The organism is Mesorhizobium sp. WSM4844 (assembly GCF_055811775.1).
Genome location: NZ_JBVVQB010000075.1, coordinates 1 through 17,778, shown reverse-complemented (window position 1 = coordinate 17,778; position 17,778 = coordinate 1). Strand labels below are relative to the sequence as shown.

Annotated in this window: 18 protein-coding genes, 1 tRNA gene and 2 pseudogenes; 6 read left to right on the top strand and 15 right to left on the bottom strand. The window is 63.1% G+C overall.

What is annotated here, in order from left to right; genetic code table 11:
• Nucleotides 1-70: 70 nt before the first annotated feature.
• Genes AC0L2A_RS32890 through AC0L2A_RS32880 form a run of 3 tightly spaced genes read right to left on the bottom strand, consistent with a single transcriptional unit; the run spans nucleotide 71 to nucleotide 3,292 of the window.
• The gene (locus AC0L2A_RS32890; protein WP_473612360.1) at nucleotides 71-1,288 is read right to left on the bottom strand and encodes an ABC transporter permease; all 1,218 of its coding nucleotides are present in this window, start codon (nucleotides 1,286-1,288) and stop codon (nucleotides 71-73) included.
• A 2-nt stretch (nucleotides 1,289-1,290) separates the two neighbouring features.
• The gene (locus AC0L2A_RS32885) at nucleotides 1,291-1,995 is read right to left on the bottom strand and encodes an ABC transporter ATP-binding protein (RefSeq protein ID WP_287138178.1); all 705 of its coding nucleotides are present in this window, start codon (nucleotides 1,993-1,995) and stop codon (nucleotides 1,291-1,293) included.
• Nucleotides 1,996-1,999: 4 nt separating this feature from the next.
• Complete coding sequence (locus AC0L2A_RS32880; protein WP_473612359.1) at nucleotides 2,000-3,292, bottom strand: efflux RND transporter periplasmic adaptor subunit; 1,293 nt, start codon at nucleotides 3,290-3,292, stop codon at nucleotides 2,000-2,002.
• A 126-nt stretch (nucleotides 3,293-3,418) separates the two neighbouring features.
• On the opposite strand from AC0L2A_RS32880, the gene AC0L2A_RS32875 reads away from it, so the two are divergent.
• Both AC0L2A_RS32875 and AC0L2A_RS32870 read left to right on the top strand, forming a co-directional pair.
• Nucleotides 3,419-4,330: a PhzF family phenazine biosynthesis protein gene (locus AC0L2A_RS32875; protein WP_473612357.1), complete on the top strand. Its 912-nt coding sequence runs from the start codon at nucleotides 3,419-3,421 to the stop codon at nucleotides 4,328-4,330.
• Nucleotides 4,331-4,434: 104 nt separating this feature from the next.
• Nucleotides 4,435-4,510: transfer RNA gene (locus AC0L2A_RS32870), tRNA-Lys, on the top strand.
• Between the two features lie 64 nt (nucleotides 4,511-4,574).
• On the opposite strand, the gene AC0L2A_RS32865 is transcribed toward AC0L2A_RS32870, so the two are convergent.
• Both AC0L2A_RS32865 and AC0L2A_RS32860 read right to left on the bottom strand, forming a co-directional pair.
• Complete coding sequence (locus AC0L2A_RS32865; protein ID WP_473612374.1) at nucleotides 4,575-4,781, bottom strand: tyrosine-type recombinase/integrase; 207 nt, start codon at nucleotides 4,779-4,781, stop codon at nucleotides 4,575-4,577.
• A gap of 11 nt (nucleotides 4,782-4,792) precedes the next feature.
• Nucleotides 4,793-4,897 (bottom strand): annotated as a pseudogene (locus AC0L2A_RS32860) (DUF7227 family protein); the annotation flags it as partial.
• Between the two features lie 148 nt (nucleotides 4,898-5,045).
• Between AC0L2A_RS32860 and AC0L2A_RS32855 the strand changes: the two are divergent.
• Nucleotides 5,046-5,681 (top strand): hypothetical protein, encoded by a 636-nt coding sequence (locus AC0L2A_RS32855; protein ID WP_473612356.1) that lies wholly within the window; start codon nucleotides 5,046-5,048, stop codon nucleotides 5,679-5,681.
• An 821-nt stretch (nucleotides 5,682-6,502) separates the two neighbouring features.
• Here AC0L2A_RS32855 and AC0L2A_RS32850 read toward each other — a convergent pair.
• Both AC0L2A_RS32850 and AC0L2A_RS32845 read right to left on the bottom strand, forming a co-directional pair.
• Nucleotides 6,503-6,775: a hypothetical protein gene (locus tag AC0L2A_RS32850; RefSeq protein WP_473612355.1), complete on the bottom strand. Its 273-nt coding sequence runs from the start codon at nucleotides 6,773-6,775 to the stop codon at nucleotides 6,503-6,505.
• A gap of 134 nt (nucleotides 6,776-6,909) precedes the next feature.
• Nucleotides 6,910-7,407, bottom strand: a complete 498-nt coding sequence (locus AC0L2A_RS32845) for a hypothetical protein (protein ID WP_473612353.1) — start codon at nucleotides 7,405-7,407, stop codon at nucleotides 6,910-6,912.
• A gap of 578 nt (nucleotides 7,408-7,985) precedes the next feature.
• On the opposite strand from AC0L2A_RS32845, the gene AC0L2A_RS32840 reads away from it, so the two are divergent.
• Nucleotides 7,986-8,273 carry a hypothetical protein gene (locus AC0L2A_RS32840; RefSeq protein WP_473612352.1) on the top strand — a complete coding sequence of 96 codons (288 nt, stop codon included), beginning with the start codon at nucleotides 7,986-7,988 and terminating at the stop codon, nucleotides 8,271-8,273.
• A gap of 97 nt (nucleotides 8,274-8,370) precedes the next feature.
• A complete protein-coding gene (locus AC0L2A_RS32835) occupies nucleotides 8,371-9,411 on the top strand; it encodes a DUF2806 domain-containing protein (RefSeq protein WP_473612350.1) in 1,041 nt (346 codons plus the stop codon).
• Nucleotides 9,412-9,966: 555 nt separating this feature from the next.
• Here the strand turns inward: AC0L2A_RS32835 and AC0L2A_RS32830 are convergent.
• The 8 genes from AC0L2A_RS32830 to cbiE all read right to left on the bottom strand — a co-directional run bounded on the left by AC0L2A_RS32830 (nucleotide 9,967) and on the right by cbiE (nucleotide 17,105).
• On the bottom strand, nucleotides 9,967-10,503 hold the full coding sequence (locus AC0L2A_RS32830; protein WP_128173903.1) for an MgtC/SapB family protein: 537 nt from the start codon (nucleotides 10,501-10,503) through the stop codon (nucleotides 9,967-9,969).
• A gap of 105 nt (nucleotides 10,504-10,608) precedes the next feature.
• Nucleotides 10,609-11,619, bottom strand: a complete 1,011-nt coding sequence (cobT, locus tag AC0L2A_RS32825; RefSeq protein ID WP_473612349.1) for a nicotinate-nucleotide--dimethylbenzimidazole phosphoribosyltransferase — start codon at nucleotides 11,617-11,619, stop codon at nucleotides 10,609-10,611.
• A 24-nt stretch (nucleotides 11,620-11,643) separates the two neighbouring features.
• Entirely contained in the window at nucleotides 11,644-12,423 is a 780-nt protein-coding gene (gene cobS, locus AC0L2A_RS32820) for an adenosylcobinamide-GDP ribazoletransferase (protein WP_473612348.1), read from the bottom strand.
• A 63-nt stretch (nucleotides 12,424-12,486) separates the two neighbouring features.
• On the bottom strand, nucleotides 12,487-13,797 hold the full coding sequence (locus AC0L2A_RS32815; RefSeq protein ID WP_473612346.1) for a cobyrinate a,c-diamide synthase: 1,311 nt from the start codon (nucleotides 13,795-13,797) through the stop codon (nucleotides 12,487-12,489).
• Nucleotides 13,794-14,612 (bottom strand): uroporphyrinogen-III C-methyltransferase, encoded by an 819-nt coding sequence (gene cobA, locus AC0L2A_RS32810; protein WP_473612345.1) that lies wholly within the window; start codon nucleotides 14,610-14,612, stop codon nucleotides 13,794-13,796. The genes AC0L2A_RS32815 and cobA overlap by 4 nt, the downstream gene beginning before the upstream one ends.
• Nucleotides 14,609-15,373 (bottom strand): precorrin-4 C(11)-methyltransferase, encoded by a 765-nt coding sequence (cobM, locus tag AC0L2A_RS32805; RefSeq protein ID WP_473612344.1) that lies wholly within the window; start codon nucleotides 15,371-15,373, stop codon nucleotides 14,609-14,611. Before cobM ends, cobA begins: the two co-directional genes overlap by 4 nt.
• Nucleotides 15,370-15,879 carry a cobalamin biosynthesis protein gene (locus tag AC0L2A_RS32800; RefSeq protein ID WP_473612342.1) on the bottom strand — a complete coding sequence of 170 codons (510 nt, stop codon included), beginning with the start codon at nucleotides 15,877-15,879 and terminating at the stop codon, nucleotides 15,370-15,372. The genes cobM and AC0L2A_RS32800 overlap by 4 nt, the downstream gene beginning before the upstream one ends.
• The gene (cbiE, locus tag AC0L2A_RS32795; RefSeq protein WP_473612341.1) at nucleotides 15,876-17,105 is read right to left on the bottom strand and encodes a precorrin-6y C5,15-methyltransferase (decarboxylating) subunit CbiE; all 1,230 of its coding nucleotides are present in this window, start codon (nucleotides 17,103-17,105) and stop codon (nucleotides 15,876-15,878) included. Before cbiE ends, AC0L2A_RS32800 begins: the two co-directional genes overlap by 4 nt.
• 154 nt (nucleotides 17,106-17,259) lie before the next feature.
• Here cbiE and AC0L2A_RS32790 point away from each other — a divergent pair.
• Nucleotides 17,260-17,679, top strand: a pseudogene (locus AC0L2A_RS32790) (precorrin-6A/cobalt-precorrin-6A reductase); the annotation flags it as partial.
• Between the last annotated feature and the right edge of the window lie 99 nt (nucleotides 17,680-17,778).

Below are 17,778 nucleotides of genomic sequence, written 5' to 3'. Positions count from 1 at the left end.
GCGACAGGGGCAGGGTGATGGCCGCGTCAAAATTTTGGGGACATCTGAAGGCGACGCACGCTGCGCCGCGCTATTCATGCCTCAGCGCGTCGATCGGATCGAGCCGCGCGCCGCGCAGCGCCGGGAAGAAGCCGAACACCATGCCGATCAGCGCCGAGAAGCCGACGGCGAGCAGGATCACCGCCGGGCTTGGCGCAAACGGGATCGCCAGCGTCAGCGAGGCGAGGCCGGCCAGAGCCAGGCCGATCAGGATGCCGATGATGCCGCCGAGCAGCGACAGCACGGTGGCCTCGACCAGGAACTGGATGAGGATGTGCTTTTCATGCGCGCCGATGGCCAGCCTTATGCCGATCTCGCGGGTGCGCTCGGTGACCGACACCAGCATGATGTTCATGATGCCGATGCCGCCGACCAACAGGCTGACGCCGGCGACCGCTCCCAGCATGCCGGTCATCGTCGTGGTGGCGCTCGCCATGGCGTCGGCGATCTGGGTCATGTCGCGGATTGAGAAGTCGTCTTCGCGGTCCGGCGGGATGCGGCGTGCATCGCGCAAGATGTCCTCGACGCGCGGCAGCAGCTCGGTGGTCGTCGTCCTGTCGTCGGCGGCGACGTAGATCGAGTCGATGTCGCGGTTGCCGGCGATGCGGCGCTGGTAGGCGGCGAGCGGCATCAGCACGACATTGTCCTGGTCCTGGCCGAAGCCGGTATAGCCTTTTGGCTCGAGCAGGCCGATGATCTTGCACGAGGTGCGGTTGACGCGAATGATCTCGCCTTCGGGGTCGCCGGCGCCGAAGAACTGCTGGCGCACGGTTTCGCCGATCAGGCAGACGCCGGTGCCCGAGCGGATTTCCGAATCGCTGAACGGGCGGCCCGAGACCAGCTTCCAGTCGCGCGCATCGAGATAGGCGCTGTCGGTGCCGGTGACACCCGAGGTCAGGCTTTCGGTGCCTGATATGACGCGGACCTGCTTTTGCGAGGCGGGCGAGATGGCGCGGGCGCCGCTCAAATGTGCGACAAGCGCGGCAAGTTCCTTGCTGCCGAGCGGACGTGTGGCCTGGTCGAGCCCTCCCGGTCCGCCGGGCCCGGCCGGGCGGCCGGGGCGGACAACGAGCAAATTGCTGCCGAGCTTGGAAATGTCGGCCTTTACCTTTTCGGTGGTGCCCGAGCCGATGGTGAGCATGGCGATGACGGCGGCAACGCCGATGACGATGCCGAGCAGCGTCAGAAACGAGCGCAGCACGTTGCGGCGCACTGAAAGCAGCGAGAGGCGGACGGTTTCCCAGATCATGGTTACACCACCTCAAGGTTCATGGCATCGGAGGCGACGTGGCCGTCGAGGAAGCGAATTGTGCGCTCGGCGTAAGCAGCGACATCGGCCTCGTGGGTGACCATGGCGATGGTCAGGCCAAGCTCGGTGTTCAGCCGCGTCAGCAGCTCCATGATCTCGTGCGTGCGTGCGGTGTCGAGATTGCCGGTCGGCTCGTCGGCGACGAGCAGCGTCGGCCTGGTGACGATGGCGCGTGCGATCGCCACGCGCTGCTGCTGGCCGCCGGAGAGCTCGGCCGGCGTGTGGTGCTCGCGGCCGACAAGGCCGACCTCGGCCAGCGCCTTCATGGCGAGGTCGTGACGCTCGCGGGCGGCGACGCCGCGATAGATCAGCGGCAGTTCGACATTCTCCACCGCGGTGGTGCGCGGCAGGAGATTGTAGCCCTGGAAAACGAAGCCGACATAGAGATTGCGCAGCATGGCGCGGCGGTTGCGGTCGAGGCGGCCAGCATCGATGCCCATGAAGCTGTAGGTTCCGGCCGTCGGTGTGTCGAGGCAGCCGATGATGTTCATCGCCGTCGACTTGCCCGAGCCGGACGGACCCATGATGGCGACGAATTCACCGCTGCGGATGGCAAGATCGACGCCAGCCAGCGCATGCACCGTGGCCTCGCCCTGGCCATAGCTTTTCCAGACCTTGTCGAAGGTGATGAGCAGCGAGCCTGACATGATTTCAGCTCCGCTGCTGCGCGGCGGTGATGACTTGCGCACCTTCTGCGAGACCGGAGGTGATCTCGGTCAGCTCGCCATCGGTGGAGCCGACCTTGACGTTGACCGGCCGGGGCCGGCCATTCTCCAGCACGTAGAGCGTGCGCGAGCCGTCGATGGGCTGCGCCGTCGCCTGGCGCTGGCGGTTGCCGCGTGGACGGCCCATACGGCCCGTGAACAGGTCGCTCAGGCTCCACGCTCGGGCAGCAGATGCCGCCGGCCGGTAGCGGAAAGCCGTCGACGGTACGGTGAGCACGCCTTTGGCCTGCCTGGTGACGACCGAAACGGTGGCAGTCATGCCAGGCCGCAACAGAAGCTCGTTGTTGTCGACCTCGAACCGCGCGTCGTAGGTGACGACGCCGTCGGTGGTGACCGAAGCATAGGAGATGTCGCGGATCTCGGCATCGAACGGCCGCTCGGGAAAGGCGTCGACGGTGAAGCGGGCATGCTGGCCGGGCTTGACCGCGCCGATGTCGGCCTCGTCGACCGCTGCCTTCAACTCCATGTTCCTCAGGTCGGCGGCGATGACGAACAGCACCGGCGCTTGCAGCGAGGAGGCAACCGTCTGGCCGGGATCGACCGAGCGCGTCAGAACGATGCCGTCGATGGGCGCATAGATGGTGCTTTTGGCGAAGTCCGTCTGCTGCGCCTTGAGATCGGCATTGGCGATGGCCAGATTGGCTTTGGCGCTGTCGAGCGCTGCCTTTGAGCGGTCGCGCGTCGCTGTCGCCGCTTCAAGCGACTGGTCAGTCGCCATGCCGCGCTTGGTGAGCGCCGCCGCGCGCGCAACCGCCCTTTCGTTTTCGGTGAGGGTTACGGTGGCGGTCTCGACATTGGCAGCCGCCGCCTTGGCGGAAGCCTCGGCGCGCTCGATCTGCACCTCCAGCTTGGCCGTATCGAGCGCCGCCAGCACATCGCCCTTCTTCACCTGCTGGTTCTCGTTGACCGCGACCGAGCGGACGACGCCGGACAGTTCGCTCGAAATGTCGACCTGGGTGAGGGGCTGCAGCGTGCCGGTCGCCGATACTTCGACCGTGAGATCGGCGACAGCGGCCGGCACAGTGGTATAGTCGATCTTGGCGGGAGACGCGGCATACCATTGGTAGCCGGCCAGGCTTGCGGCGACGACGACCAGCGCAAGCAGGCCATAAAGCCAGCCGCGACGCCGTTTCTTCTTCAGACCCAGGCGGTCGAGCCCGAGTGCCGTCTTTATGTCGGAAGTGGATTCCGTCTTTGGCAGATTGACAATCTGGTCCACGCCGGACCCCTATTATACCAGTGATGTCCCAACCGGTGCACTGATCAGGCCGAATGGTTCAAATATCAAATTAAATTTCGCCCATGTTTGGGCCCCTGTTGAGATTGAGGCAGAAGGCTTTCTACAATGCTGACCCGGAATTACTTACTTTACGACGTGTTCACCACCGACCGGCTGGGCGGCAATCCGCTTGCCGTCGTGCTGGACAGCAAAGGGCTGGACACGCCGGCGATGCAGGCCATCGCGCGCGAGTTCAACCTGTCGGAAACCGTTTTCGTGCTGCCGCCCGACAATCCCAAGCACCGCGCCCGCATCCGCATCTTCACACCCGACTATGAGATGCCGTTCGCCGGCCATCCGACGGTGGGCGCTGCGATTGCGCTTGCCGAAATGGCTGGCGATGGCGACACCGCCGGCATTTTTGTGCTGGAAGAAAATATCGGCCCGGTGCGCTGCGCCGTCAGCAAGCACGCCGGCGCCATCTTCGCCGAGTTCGACCTGGCCAAACTGCCGGAGCGGCTGGAATTGTCCGCCGACCCGGAGGCGATCGGGGCAGCGCTTGGCCTGGGGCCGCACGAAGTCGGCTTCGAAAACCACCGCGTCTCGTTCTGGTCGGCCGGCGTGCCCTACGTGACCATTCCGGTCGCCGATCTGGAGGCGGCGGCCCGGATAAAGCTGGACAATCAGGCGTGGTCGGAACTGGCGCCCCGCAAGAGCGATTGGGCCCTCGCCAGCCCGTATGTCTATTGCCGCGAGACGGTGAACCACGACAGCGCCTTCCATGTCCGCATGATCGTGCCGGGCAATCCATCCTATGAAGATCCGGCGACCGGTTCGGCGGCGGCCGCCTTCGCCGGCGCTATCATGCATTTCGACGGCCCGAGAGAGGGTGTTTCCCAGCGTTGGATCGAACAAGGGCTGGAGATGGGGCGGCCTTCGCGCATCCGCCTCGAACTGAATGTCGAAGGCGGCAAACTGGCCGCCGCCCGCATCGGCGGCCATGCCGTCAAGGTGGCGGAAGGCCGGATGTTCGTCTGATCGCGATCGGCTCGAGCCGATTTGTCGGGAAATGAATCCGGCAGGGCTGGACATGGCGGATGGCGGCGGCTATATGCCCGCCGACGCTGGTTTTACCGGCGAGTGGGTGCGTAGCTCAGTTGGTAGAGCAGCTGACTCTTAATCAGCGGGTCACAGGTTCGATCCCTGTCGCACCCACCATTTAAGTCCTTGAAAAAGCGTCATATTTCAAAATCACCAAAATAAAATCAGCAGGCACTGTGTTTCAAAGTGTGTCGGCTTCCATTTGATCGATCGCCTTCTTGAGCGACTTCAGGCTGTTGTGGGAATAGCGACGGGTCATCGAGTCCGTCTTGTGTCCCATCAGATCCTGGGTCGTCTTGTCTGCCACGCCGGACTGCAGCAGCCAGCTTGCAAACGTATGGCGCAGATCGTGAACATGAAGCTTTGGCATCCCCGCCCGCTTGCGGATGCCCAGCCGCCGGTCTTCAGCGGGCAGCTATCGGGACACGTCTCTCGCGAGGTGGTCATCGCAGGCATTGGACCGGTCTTGACGTTTCGCGACACGGTCGTTGTATGAAATCGCATCTCTTCCTCGCAAAAGAAAAAGGGCGCCCCGGAGAGCGCCCTTTGATCGGCTTGATTGGTAGGTGGTGATGGCTAGTTGAGCAGCCGCTTAGCGGTTTCTTTCGTTTCCGGCGGTATTATAACCGGAATAGACATGGGTGGGTGCGACATGAGAAGCCTTCTTTCGGTGCTTCGGGGTGAGCGGTCGTTGCCGTTCACCTATTGGGTTTGTTACGTCGGGGGCTCCCTGGCAATTCTTGCTGCGTTTTACGGGTGGGTAGTATCTACCGCGTCGTTTATTCATTATCCTTCTGTCCATCAAATCGGCCTCTATCTGCTCTTCGCCGGTTTATTCTTCGTCACCTACATTGTCGGGGCGGGCGTGGCGCGAAGCGCCTTGAACAGGCAGCCGAGAGATGCTTGGACATGGATTGCAATCGCTGTTGTAGTTCTAGCGATGTTCAGGGTTCCGGTGGAATACGTCTGGCCAACTTCCGGGCAGGAGCGCGAACGCGAAGTGACGGTACAATTCGACTTGATCAATGCTGGCCTGCCGAAGAGGGTTGACGAATTAACGGTTTTGAACCGCGTCTCTTATGCGAGCAAGCGTGTGACCTATCACTATTCGATAGACGCAAACGCGCCCGTGATCGATCTTCAAAAGATCAAAAGACTGGGGCTCAATCCCATCTGCGACATCTGGAGAAGTTCTTTCGAGGGCGGAGAGCTGATAGACGTTGAGTATCGCTACCTAATCAATGATGCCACCAGTTCTTTCTTCGTTTCTCGGGAAGATTGCTTGTGAGTCCCGGGCGGTCAAGAGAATATCCAAAGCCTTGGCAATCTTCACGGACTCTTTACGCTAGTGGTGAAAGCCTGACGCTTGGCACCCCTCGGAACGGCAAGGTTGGCAAGCAGCCAGCGTCGACGGGGCTAGCCCGCCCTATAGCGTAAGACGATTTTCAGTGGCATGCCACTCTTGCTGGAATCAAGACTTAGCCCTACCGTTGTAGCAGGGATTGGGGGACTGACGTGATATCAAGGGTTAGACTGTCGGCCGGTGTGTTAGCCTGCTTGAGTGTTTCTGCATGTGTAAACACTCCGCCTGGCCAGAATACCCCTGGCATCGATGGGCCTCGGCCCGGCGGGTATTCGTTGTCTTGGACGGAAAAGACAGCGCAATCGACACCGGTGATAGTCTACCAGACCACCTCGATCAGTCCTGATTGCGCGCCAGTCGGAATACCTGAGGTGATGGTTGTCTCCGGGCCAGAGCATGGGAAAATCAAATTTCAAAGAATGCCCATTCTTCCTAACGTCACGAAGAAGCATAAGTGCCACTGGGTTGAGGTTCCTGGCATAAAGGGAATTTACACACCCAACGCCGGCTTTGTAGGTACCGACAAAGTCAGGATACGGAGCAAGTTGACCGAAGGCGGTTACGCCTACGCGAACGTCACTGTTCTGGTATCCAAGTAGCGGCCTGCCCAGCCGCGAGAACTTATCTTCGGCTTGACCACAATGTTCGCCGGAAGACGGATCTTTCGCATTTGCCAATGTCGGGTAGATTTCTTGCCGTCCACCGGTACCAAGTGTCAGACTTTCACCACTAGGTCTAGTTTGAAATCAGAGGATACATGCGGCCGACTTAGAGTCTTCATGGCTTAGTTTTACTCCTATGGCGCAGGTTTGAGGCGGCACGAAGTAGAGGAAAAGCGCCGCAGCCAGCACAATTAAAGAAACCGCACCCATTAATACGATGGCCGCTGCCGCAGAAAACCAATAAAACGAGCGTAGAATACTGCAGTCTGATTTCTTTTCATGGCCTCTTACGAGCATGACCAATCCGACCGAGCTGAAGATAACTCCCGCAAGGGCCGACAGAATAAATAGGTACATACCGGTCTCCCCTGGGGTCGCCGTGGTGATCGGGCTGTTTTACTGACAGGCAGCAGCCCGTTGCGCGTCGTCTTGGATGGGGGTCTGTCGCAGTCCGCGGACGGCGCCCCAATAATTTTTCAGACGTTCGTCGATCATGATGCGAATGGTCTCATCAACTCCTCTATGCTGGTGCTCATTACGGAAGCGAGGCTCTGCAGCTCCCGTACGGTGAAGTCGTGGAGCCCGAGCTCCATCTTCCGCACCGTGAGTCGGTTGACCCGGATTCGATCAGCCATCTCCTGGTATGTGAAGGCATGATCGATTTCCCGGAATTTGTTGAGACGGATCCCAATCGAGTGATGCCCATAGCTCAACGGCTTCTGGCCAGACAGGGCAAGTCGGCCGCCCCTGCGCCTGCTCGATGTGACTTCGCCACGCTTAGTCCCCATTTCCTTGGCTCGTCGGACGAGCTTGACGACCGTGCTATACGACCGTCCGTACTTGTCCGCGAGCCACCCATAGCTGGCTCCTTGCTGCCAGTCTTCGATGGTGCCTTCCGGCCAGGGTTTTTTGGACCCGGCACCCAGTGGTTGTATCGACATTTTTCCTCGTTGACCGTGAGGTGTGTTCGGCATCGTGTTGCCGAACACACCCGCTATTTCCGACTTTGACGCTCTTTGGCGATCGGAAATACGAGGCTCTTCAAGGATTTAGGTGCGAAATCAGGTACTTAGCCCGAAAAAACACCGTTAACTCTTAATCAGCGGGTCACAGGTTCGATCCTTGTCGCACCCATCACTTAATCCGTTGATATTACTCGCTTTTTCGCTACTTGGAAGCGTGTCGCGAACACAGCGGTTTCCAATACTGACGGTTGGTTTCCAATTCGCGTTCGGTTCCAGTTGCAGCGCGGGCTGCTTTACCTCACCTCTGCCCAACGGGATTCCAAAAGCCTCAATCCGTCGCGGGCCAGGATCTTCACGCGGATCTCCCAGCCATAGAAGGTGAAGCGCCAGAAAGTCGAGGGGCATCGAGCGGGAGTTCTTTGAGGCTGGCGGCGGCAACATCTTTGTGCCCGACGCGCCGGTCTCGACAATCATCGAGGCGCTGTTGCCGCCGCTGATCGGCCCGGCCTACGGCTTGCCTGACTTCTTGATCGTCTGATGGTAATTTCTATGACGAGATGCAGGAGTTCGCGAGCGAGATGCTCGGCGAGTCCAAGTAGGGCGTGATCAGCCTGAACCGCGTCACGATTGCCGATTCCGATCCGGAAACGCCTTGGATACCGGGCGAGGAGGCGATCACGTCATATTCCCTGCTGGCCGTGGTGCAGCGACTGCACCAACGCTACGAGACCGGCGTACTCGTCGTCGAGGCCGGCGACGTGGTGACGTTTGCCCTGCCGCCGGAAATGCCATTGCTTGCCATCGACGGCCAAGACCGAGCCATTACAAATCTGACACCCATCCCGGCTGCAGGAACAGTGGTGGCATGGAAGGAGTGGTGTAAGGCGTAGGAGCTTCATGGCCCCTCCGTTAACAGGAAAAGTTTGGGTAAGGCTCGACATCGCCGAGGATTGGCATTCTTCTTCCCTCTTCGGGCCGGAGGGAAGTATGTCAGAGAAAAACGAAGTTGATACCGTATCTGTTTCAGGTGAACTGACAGAGACCGGCGTCAAAGCAAGCATCAAGTCCAGAGCAGTATCGGCGTGGGATCGATTGTTTGGCGCCAAAGCAGACAAGCGGCGCGCCCCGATTGACGCTGAGGTCGCTGAAACCACGGCGATATCCGCCGCGCGGGTTAAAATGATTGAAGCATTGGGTGAACTGGGGGTCGATCGATTGAAAAGCGACCCAGAATTCGCCGCGCGAGTAATGGAAAACTTCATTCCATCGCTGCTGCGCAAACAAGGCAATAAAGACGCAGTGCTCGAGTTGGCAGCTGAGGACTTGCGCCAAAATCCCGGCACTGAGGAGGAAGCAGCTAGCGGCCCCGAAAAACTTGACGATGCTTTTCTGAACCGGTTCGAGCGGTATGCTGAAGATGCAACCGATGATGAAATCCGGGAGCGGTGGGCGAAGGTACTGGCGACGGAAATAAGGAAACCAGGAACCTTTTCCGGAAAAGTTCTGCGAGTAATTGATGAGCTTGATCAGTCGGTTGCACAGGAGTTTTCGAACGTATGCTCCTTCAGGATGGGCGATGTAATCCCAAAAATGTTTTTGCCCGATTTGGAATATATGAGCCAGATCAAGTTAGTCACGGCTGGCTTAATCGCAGAGCCGGGCCTTGGACAAGTTCGACAGTGCGCCGAGACGACGGACAGCCACGGTGTGAAACTTTGGTTTTGGGTGTTTGAAAGGTTTGGATTGGCAGCCCCTGACCCCGTAGGCCAAGTCCAGGACCAAAACACCATCAAGATGCATAATGGGAAGCCAAGTTTGCCGATCTTCATTTTGACCGACGTTGGTGCGGCGATTGCGTCAATAATGCCAAGCAATCTCGACGAGCTTATTGATCGGATGTTCGTGAAGTTTTCCGATGCTATGCCGCAAGCAGAAATCAGGATGTATGTCCGAGGTAATGGCACGGAGTGGGTGCAAATAGCGAAGGCCGCTGCAAAAGAGCCGCGCGAGACTGGTAAGCCAAGCTAGTGCCCGTCCGCCTCACGCCACGCCAATCCCTACCAACCTGGTGGCGCAGATCATTTGGCCGATACTCCGACAGGCCTTTCGTCGCACCAGACGGCACGTTGATCCCATATCCGCACGCTTCCGGTGTGCCGGCGAGGCATACGCTGGGTTGCAAATGCTTCTGCGAATACAAGATCGATTTCGTCGCACAGTTGGTGCGGTGAATGGCAAAGCAAGTGTTTGCAGCTTCCGTTGGCGACTGGGTTTTTTAAGATCAGCGGGGCGGCCGAGGTGATCTTTCCAGGAGTTCGCAGGAACTGAACTGGCCAGCCAACTCGACCAACTCTTGGTCGACAATGGTGTACGATCAGCCGCAACCGGCCGGCATGCCGAGCCACCGAGCGCGATGCCGTATTCGATGAAGTCGCCGGGGACTTTTTCACGCTTAAGCTGCCTGATCGCGTCGCGGCGACTGACAAACTTTGCATCCGATAGATACGTCAGCCGAGCGTGCCGCACCGAACAGGCGATGGCTGGCATTCTAAACCTATTTGTTTTCTCAATTAATCGTTTTCCTCAGCCTTTGGGCGGCTTGGACACGTCTTCTTCCGACATGGGCTTTTCTGGTCCGGCGTTCTCGCCAATACCGGACTTGTGGGCAAAACTGTAGAGAAGGCCTGCCGCGACCAGCACCAAAAGCGTGCCGAGTGCTGCCACTTGCCACAGACCGAGCCCGCAGGCTACGCCAATTGCCCCGGACAGCCACATGCCTGCACCGGTGGTCAGCCCGTGAACCTCGCCTTTCGAAAACAAAATCGTTCCGGCAGCAAGGAACGCGACGCCGGCGGTAACCGCTTCGACAACACGAATCGGATCGACCCTTACGGAATCCTGCTGAAACATCGGCGCGTGAATGATTTCAATCGTCAGAATACCGAAGGTAGCCGCCGCCACGCAGACCAGGATATGGGTGCGAAGCCCGGCAGGCCGATTTCGCCATTCGCGTTCGAAGCCGATCGCCGCACCGAAGATCGACGCCAAGAGAAGCCTCGCCGCAATAACGGGGAACGGGACGTATGTCGGATGGCCGAATTCCTGGAAAAGCTGTTGCATGCGTAACCCGGGCTGACCGGCCACAACGTGCTCGGGCCGGCCAGGTTCCCCGATGCTGCCGTGATCCATCGAGCAATCGGTCAAGACTTGATCAGTTTGACGAGATTACTTCTCCGAAACACCGGCCTCGGCAAAGCTTGCCATGCGGGCATGGCATTCGAGCGCGGAGCGGACGATGTTGACGGCGAGGCAGGCGCCGGAGCCTTCGCCGAGCCGCATGCCGAGGTCGAGCAGCGGCGGCAGGCCGAGCGCCTCGAGCAGCCGGCGATGGCCGGATTCGGCCGAGACATGGGCGGCAAGCGTGTGGGCGAGGCCGGCGGGGTGCAACCTTGCCAAGGGCGCGGCGGCGGCGGTGCAGACGAAGCCGTCGAGCAGCACCGGCACGCCTGAATGGCGCGCGGCCAGCGTCGCGCCGAAAATGGCGGCGAGTTCGCGCCCGCCGAGGGCTGCCGCGATTCCCAGCGGGTCGGCAAGGGCCTCGGCGTGGCGCTTGAGGCCGGCTTCGATGGCAGTGATCTTGCGCACCAGGCCGGCATCGTCGACGCCGGTGCCGCGCCCGGCCCATTTTTCCGCGCCGCCGCCAAAAAGGGCGGCCGAGATGGCTGCCGCCGGCGTGGTGTTGCCGATACCCATTTCGCCGAAACAGACGAGGTCGAGGTCTTTGGTCACCGCGCCGTAGCCGGCCGAGACGGCGGCGAGGAAGGCTTCGCCGTCCATTGCCGGCACTTGCGTGAAATCGCCAGTCGGATAATCGAGGTCGAGCGGAATGACATCGAGCTCCGCACCGGCAATGCGGGCAAGCTGGTTGATGGCGGCGCCGCCGCCGGCGAAATTCGCCACCATCTGCACGGTGACCTCCGACGGGAAGGCCGACACGCCCTGTGCGGTGACGCCGTGGTTGCCGGCAAAGACGAACACTTTGACGCGGTCGAGCTGCGGCATGTCGCGGCCCTGCCAGCGGGCCAGCCATGCGGCTATGGCTTCCAATCGGCCAAGGCTGCCTTGCGGCTTGGTCAGCGTGTCCTGGCGGCGGGCGACAGCATTTGCCGCGGCTTCGCTGCCGGCAGGCAGATCGAGGCAGGCCGCTCGCAATTCATCAAGCGATTTGAAAGGCATGGGGCAAAAATCTCCGAAACAGAGTCAGGAAAGGCAAGCGGAAGCGACGAGCAGGATTGCGATTTCGCCAGACTGCTGCAGCGCGCCGACCGTATCGCCGGTCTGGCCGCCGATCTGGCTGCGGCACAGCTCGCGGAACGCGGCAAACAACAGGCCGAGCAGGATAAGCGCGGCGACCGCGCCACCGAAGCCTAGCGCCAGCAGCGCGACGGTGCCGAGCGCGGCGCCGGCAATGGCGGTTTCGGCCGACACGGTGCCTGCATCGGCCGAGAGGCCGTCGCTGCGCGCCGCCGGCAAAAGATGCATGAAAGCGCCGAACAAGCCGCGCGAGGCGGCATGCGCGGCAATCAGAGCCCAGAACATCTGGGCCGGGCCGGCGAATTCCGAAAGCACGCTCCAGCGGATCAGCAGCGACAGGGCGAGCGCGCAGGCGCCATAGGCGCCGATGCGGCTGTCGCGCATGATCTCCAGTTTTTTCTCGCGTGTCCTGCCGCCGCCAAAGCCGTCGGCGACATCCGAAAGCCCGTCTTCATGCATGCAGCCGGTGGCGAGCAAGGTCGCGGCAAGGGCGAGGGCTGCTGCCGGGCCGGCGGCAAGGCCGAGCCAGGTCCCGACCGCGTAAACCAGGGCGCCGATCAGAGCGACGGCAAGGCCAGCGACCGGCGCCGCCCAGATCGCGGCAGCAAGGCTGCGGTCCCGGAAATCAATGACCGGCAGCGGCAGCCGGGTGAAGAAGACGACACAGAGCGCGATGTCTTCGAGCGCCTGGCGAAGCGAAGGGGGCATGTCCTCGAGTTTGAGCATGATCTATTCCGAAAATCGGTTCCCACTTTTCGCTGGCGCGGACCTCCGGTTCGGGACCATGCTCTAGCCTCTCGCAATGGCATGGAAGAATGTGCCGCTGACATGGCCGCGCCGGTAGCCGGAGGCGCCGAGCGGATTGCCTTGGCCGTCTGCGAGGTCGGCCAACGGTTCGTCACTGCCGGTGGCAATCATCTGCGCATAGTGGAATTCGTGGCCGCGGATCAGCGCGCCTCGGTCTCCCAGCGGACAATCGGCGCGCAGCCGCGCCTCGCGATAGCCGAGGTTCATCTTTCGCTTGGCAAAGCTGGTCGAGTGACCGAGCAGGCCGAGCATCGCGTGCGTCTCGCCCGATGCGTCCTCCAGCGCTTCGCCGAGCACCATGAAGCCGCCGCACTCGCCATGCACCGGCCGTGTTGCCGCAAACGCCTCGATGCCGGCCCTGAAATTCGCAGCCGCCGCAAGGCGGCCGGCGTGAAGCTCGGGATAGCCGCCAGGCAGCCAGCAGACATCGCAATTTTCGCCGGGCGCTTCGTCGGCAAGCGGCGAGAAGCGGATGATTTCAGCCCCTGCCTTGCGCCAATGCGCGGCGACATGCGGATAGAGGAAGGTGAAGGCGGCATCCTCTGCCAGTGCGATGCGTTGTCCGGGCGGTGGCAGCGCGTCGTCGAAACTGCCGGGAGCAGGCGCGAATGGCGCCGCCAGCGCCATGATGGCGTCGAGGTCGAGCGAGCGTTCGACCATGTCGGCCAGCCGGTCGAGATGCGCCATCAAATTCTCATATTCGCCGGCCTGGACGAGACCGAGATGGCGCTCCGGCAGGTTGAGCGAGGGATCGCGCAGGATCGCGCCGACCACCGGCAGGCCGATCGCCTCGATCGCGTCGCCGCAGAGATGGCGGTGACGGTCGCTGCCCAGCCGGTTGAGCACGACGCCGGCCATGCGCACATCAGGGTCAAAGCTGGCAAAACCCTTGGCGACGGCTGCCGCCGTGGTCGACTGTCCGGAAACGTCGAGCACCAGCAGCACCGGCAGGCCGTAGAGCCGGGCAAGGTCTGCGGCCGAGCCGGTGCGGCCCGGAGCAGCCGGAATCCCGTCGAACAGGCCCATGGCGCTTTCGAGGAAGATGAAATCGGCATCTTCAGTTGCGTCGCCGGCCAGCGCGTTGAGCAAAGCAGGCGGCATCGCCCAGCTGTCGAGATTGACGCCGGAAAGGCCTGTCGCGGCGGTGTGGAAACCTGGGTCGATATAATCGGGGCCGGATTTGGCGCCACGCACCTTGAGGCCGCGTCGGGCAAGCGCGCGCAAGATACCGATGGTGACGCTGGTCTTGCCCGAGCCTGAGCGCGGCGCGCCGATGATGATCGCGCGGGTCATGGCTCGCCCGCCAATGCCGCGCGCATCGCGACGATGCCGCCGACGACGATCAGCGCCGGCGCGGTCAACCCGGCGGCGGCCGCCTCCTCGGCGATGGTGGCAAGCGTGGCGACGACGATGCGCTCCTGCGGCGTCGTCGCGGCGACGATCACCGCAGCAGGCGTCGAAGGCGGCAGGCCGCCGCCAAGCAGCGAGGCTGATATCAGCGGCAGATTGGCCATGCCCATATAGACGACGACCGGCTGGCCGGTGCGGGCGATTGCCGCCCAGTCGAGGTCGTCGTCGGTGCCGGCGGCGTGGCCGGTGGCCAGGATCACCGCCTTGTTGATGCCGCGCATGGTGGCCGGGATGCCGGCCCCGGCAAGCGCGCTGAGGCCCGAAGTCAGGCCGGACAGCACGCGGAACGGGATGTTTTCGCGCGCCAGCGCCAGCGCCTCTTCGCCGCCGCGGCCGAAAATATAGGGGTCGCCGCCCTTCAGCCTGACGACGCGGCGGCCCTCGTGCGCCAGCCGCACCAGCAAAGCGGTGATGTCGTCCTGTTTCATCGACGGCTGGCCGCCGCGCTTGCCGGCGTAAAACAGCTCGGCGCCCGCGGCGACGGCGACGATATCGGGAGAGACCAGCGCGTCGTAGACGAGGGCGTCGCACTGCCCAAGTGCGGCCAGCACTTCCAGCGTCAGGCAGCCGGGATCGCCGGGGCCGGCGCCGGCCAGCCAGACATGGCCGGGCTCAAGCTGGCGCGGCTTGAAGTTGAGCCGGGCCAAAGCCTGTTCGATCGTGGTGTTTCCGCTGTTGTTTCCGGTGCCGTCGTTCACAATCCGTCCCGTCCGCGAAAACGCCGCTGGTAGTGGGCGTCGTAAAGTGAGCTCTCGCCAAAGTTTTCCGCTGCCAGCGAGCGGCCGACGAAGATGATGGCCGTGCGCTCCATCGGATCGGCGGCCAGTTGCGCCTCGATCGTCGCCAGCGTGCCGGTCAGCACGCGCTCGTCCGGCCAGGAGGCGCGGAAGACGACCGCCACCGGGCAATCGGCGCCATAGAACGGCGTCAGCTCGGCGACGATCCGGTCGATGGCGTGGATGGCAAGGTGGATGGCCAGCGTCGCGCCGGTGCGGCCGAAGCCGGCCAGCGTCTCGCCAGGCGGCATTTTGGACGCGCGGCCGGAGATGCGGGTCAGCACCAGGCTTTGCGCGACTTCGGGAATGGTCAGCTCGCGGCGCAGCGCTGCCGCGGCAGCCGCGAAGGAGGGCACGCCCGGCGTCAGCGTATAGGCGATGCCGTGCTTCTCCAGCCGGCGGATCTGCTCGGCGACGGCGCTCCACACCGACAGGTCGCCGGAATGCAGGCGGGAGACATCGTGGCCGGCCTGGTGGGCCGCCAGATATTCCGCTTCGATCTCGTCGAGCGACATCGGCGCGGTGTCGATCAGCTTCGTGCCGGGCGCGCAGTGCTGCAACAATTCCGGGGCGACGATCGAGCCGGCATAGAGGCAGACTGGGCAGCTTGCCAGCAGCCGGCTGCCGCGCAAGGTGATGAGGTCGGCCGCGCCCGGTCCGGCGCCGATGAAGTGGACGGTCATGCCGCATCTCCGCTGATGGCGATGGCGCAGGTGACCGGGCCAAGCACGGTGCGCGGCCCGAGCAGTTTTGCGCCTTTTCCGGCGGCGGCAAGCGCTGACGCTTCGGAAACCGACGGCGTGCCGGCACGCGCCTTCGACAGGTCGGAACGGCTGAGCAAAGCGGCCCCCTCATCCGGCCCTTCGGGCCACCTTCTCCCCGCTGGGGAGAAGAGACTGGCGCCAGCGTGCGTGATCTCCTCTCCCCTCGGGGAGAGGTCGGCCGAGCGAAGCGGAGGCCGGGTGAGGGGGAGCGACGGCTCAGAGCCAGCAACATCCACCACTATGACCGGGAGATCGAGTTTACGACCGGCAGCAAAAATGGCCTCTTCGCTGCGTTTGAATTCGGTCGTCGCCAAGGCCGAAAGGGCCGTCATCGCCAGCCCATGTGCTTCCAGAGCGGTTTCTATGGCGGCAAGAACGTCCTGCACACTCACGCCTTTGCGGCTGCCGATGCCCGCGACCATCATGGCTTGACCCAGCTCCATTGGGTGACCGGCATGGCCGGCCGCCAGGCCTGCATCGAGCCAACCGGCGAAGCGCGGAATAGTGCGATGCGGGTGAGATCGCCGCCGAGCGACGCGTGGCGGGCGAGCAGCAGCGCCTCCATCTCCAGCGTCACCGCATTGGCGACCAGCCGGCCGCCAGCAGGCAGAGCCTCGATGGCCGTTTCCAGCACGCCGGTATCGCTGCCGCCGCCGCCGATGAAGATCGCGTCCGGCGTCTCTAATCCGGCGAGCGCCTGCGGCGCCGAGCCATCGACCACGGCAAGACCCGGCACGCCGCAGGCGGAACCGTTGCGGCGGATGCGGGCGGCGCGGGTTGGATCGGCCTCGATGGCAATGGCGCGCATCGTTGGATGGGCAAGCATCCATTCGATGCCGATCGAGCCGGAGCCGGCGCCGATGTCCCACAGCAACTCGCCGCGCCTGGGGGCGAGGGCGGACAGGGTGATGGCGCGCACTTCGCGTTTGGTGATCTGGCCGTCATGCTCGAACAAATGATCGGCAAGGCCCGATGTCAGCGGCAGGATGCGTGCTTCTGAAGTTGAGTCAACTTCGACCGCCAGAACATTGAGCGGATTGATTTTTTTCAGGTCGAAGGCGTCCGCCCGCGCCGAGCGAAACCTTTCGTTCGGGCCGCCCAGCGCCTCAAGTGCCGTCAGCTGCGAGGCGCCGAAGCCGAGTTCGGCCAGCAGGCGCGCAATCGCCGCTGGCGCATCGCCGTCCGAGGTCAGCGCAAGGATGCGGCTGCCCGGATGCAGCAAAGGCCGGATCAGGTCGAGGGGGCGGCCGTGCAGCGAAATGGTCTCGATATCCTGTAGCGCCCAGCCGAGGCGGGCGGCGGCCAGCGAGAAGGCAGAAGCGGCGGGAATTACCTGCATCTCCTGGGCAGGGATTTTGCGAGCAAGGGTGACGCCGACGCCATGGAAGAACGGATCGCCCGACGCCAGCACGCAGACTCGCTTGCCGGAAAGCGCCAGCACGTCGCGCATCTCGGCATCGAAAGGGGTCGGCCAGGCGCGGGCTTCGCCTTTGGCGAGCGACACGACGAGCGCAAGGTGGCGCGTGCCGCCGAAGACGAATTCGGCCTCGGCGATCAGCCGCTTGGCCTCGTCACCGAGACCCGCTACACCGTCCTCGCCGATGCCGACGATTGCGAGCCATTTTGGTGTTGGCTGTTTATTGTTTGACATGCCGCGCCGCCCCTCATCCGCCTGCCGGCACCTTCTCCCCGTATAGTGACGGGGAGAAGGAAACTGGCCGCAACGCTGGCGTCCCCCTCTCCCCGTCCTTCACGGGGAGAGGGTAAGGGTGAGGGGCAGCTCGGCGTGGCCTGACGTGGTGCCAATGAAGCGCATTCTGATCCTCGGCGGAACCACCGAAGCCCGGCAACTGGCGGGAAAGCTGGCCGCGCGTGCCGATCTTGCGATCACATTGTCGCTGGCCGGCCGCACCGAAAATCCCGTCGCGCAAGGTGTGCCGACGAGGGTAGGCGGTTTCGGCGGCGCCGACGGGCTGTCGGCGTTTCTTCGCGACACCCGCATCGAGTTGCTGGTCGACGCGACGCATCCCTATGCGGCGCAGATCTCGGCCAATGCCGCGGCAGCGGCGCGAGAGGCCGGCGTGCCGATCGTCGCGCTCAGGCGCCCAGCCTGGGAGCCGGCCCAAGGTGACCGCTGGACGCTGGTCGACAGCGTTGCCAGCGCGGTGACGGCGCTGGGCCCTGTGCCGCGTCGCGTTTTCCTGGCGCTTGGCCGGCAGGAGGTGGGGGGGCGCGGGGGGGGGGGGCCCCCCGCGTGAGTGTTAGGGCGGCGGGGGGGGGGGGGGGGCCGCGGGGCGGGGGGCGGGGGGGGGGGGGGGGGGGGG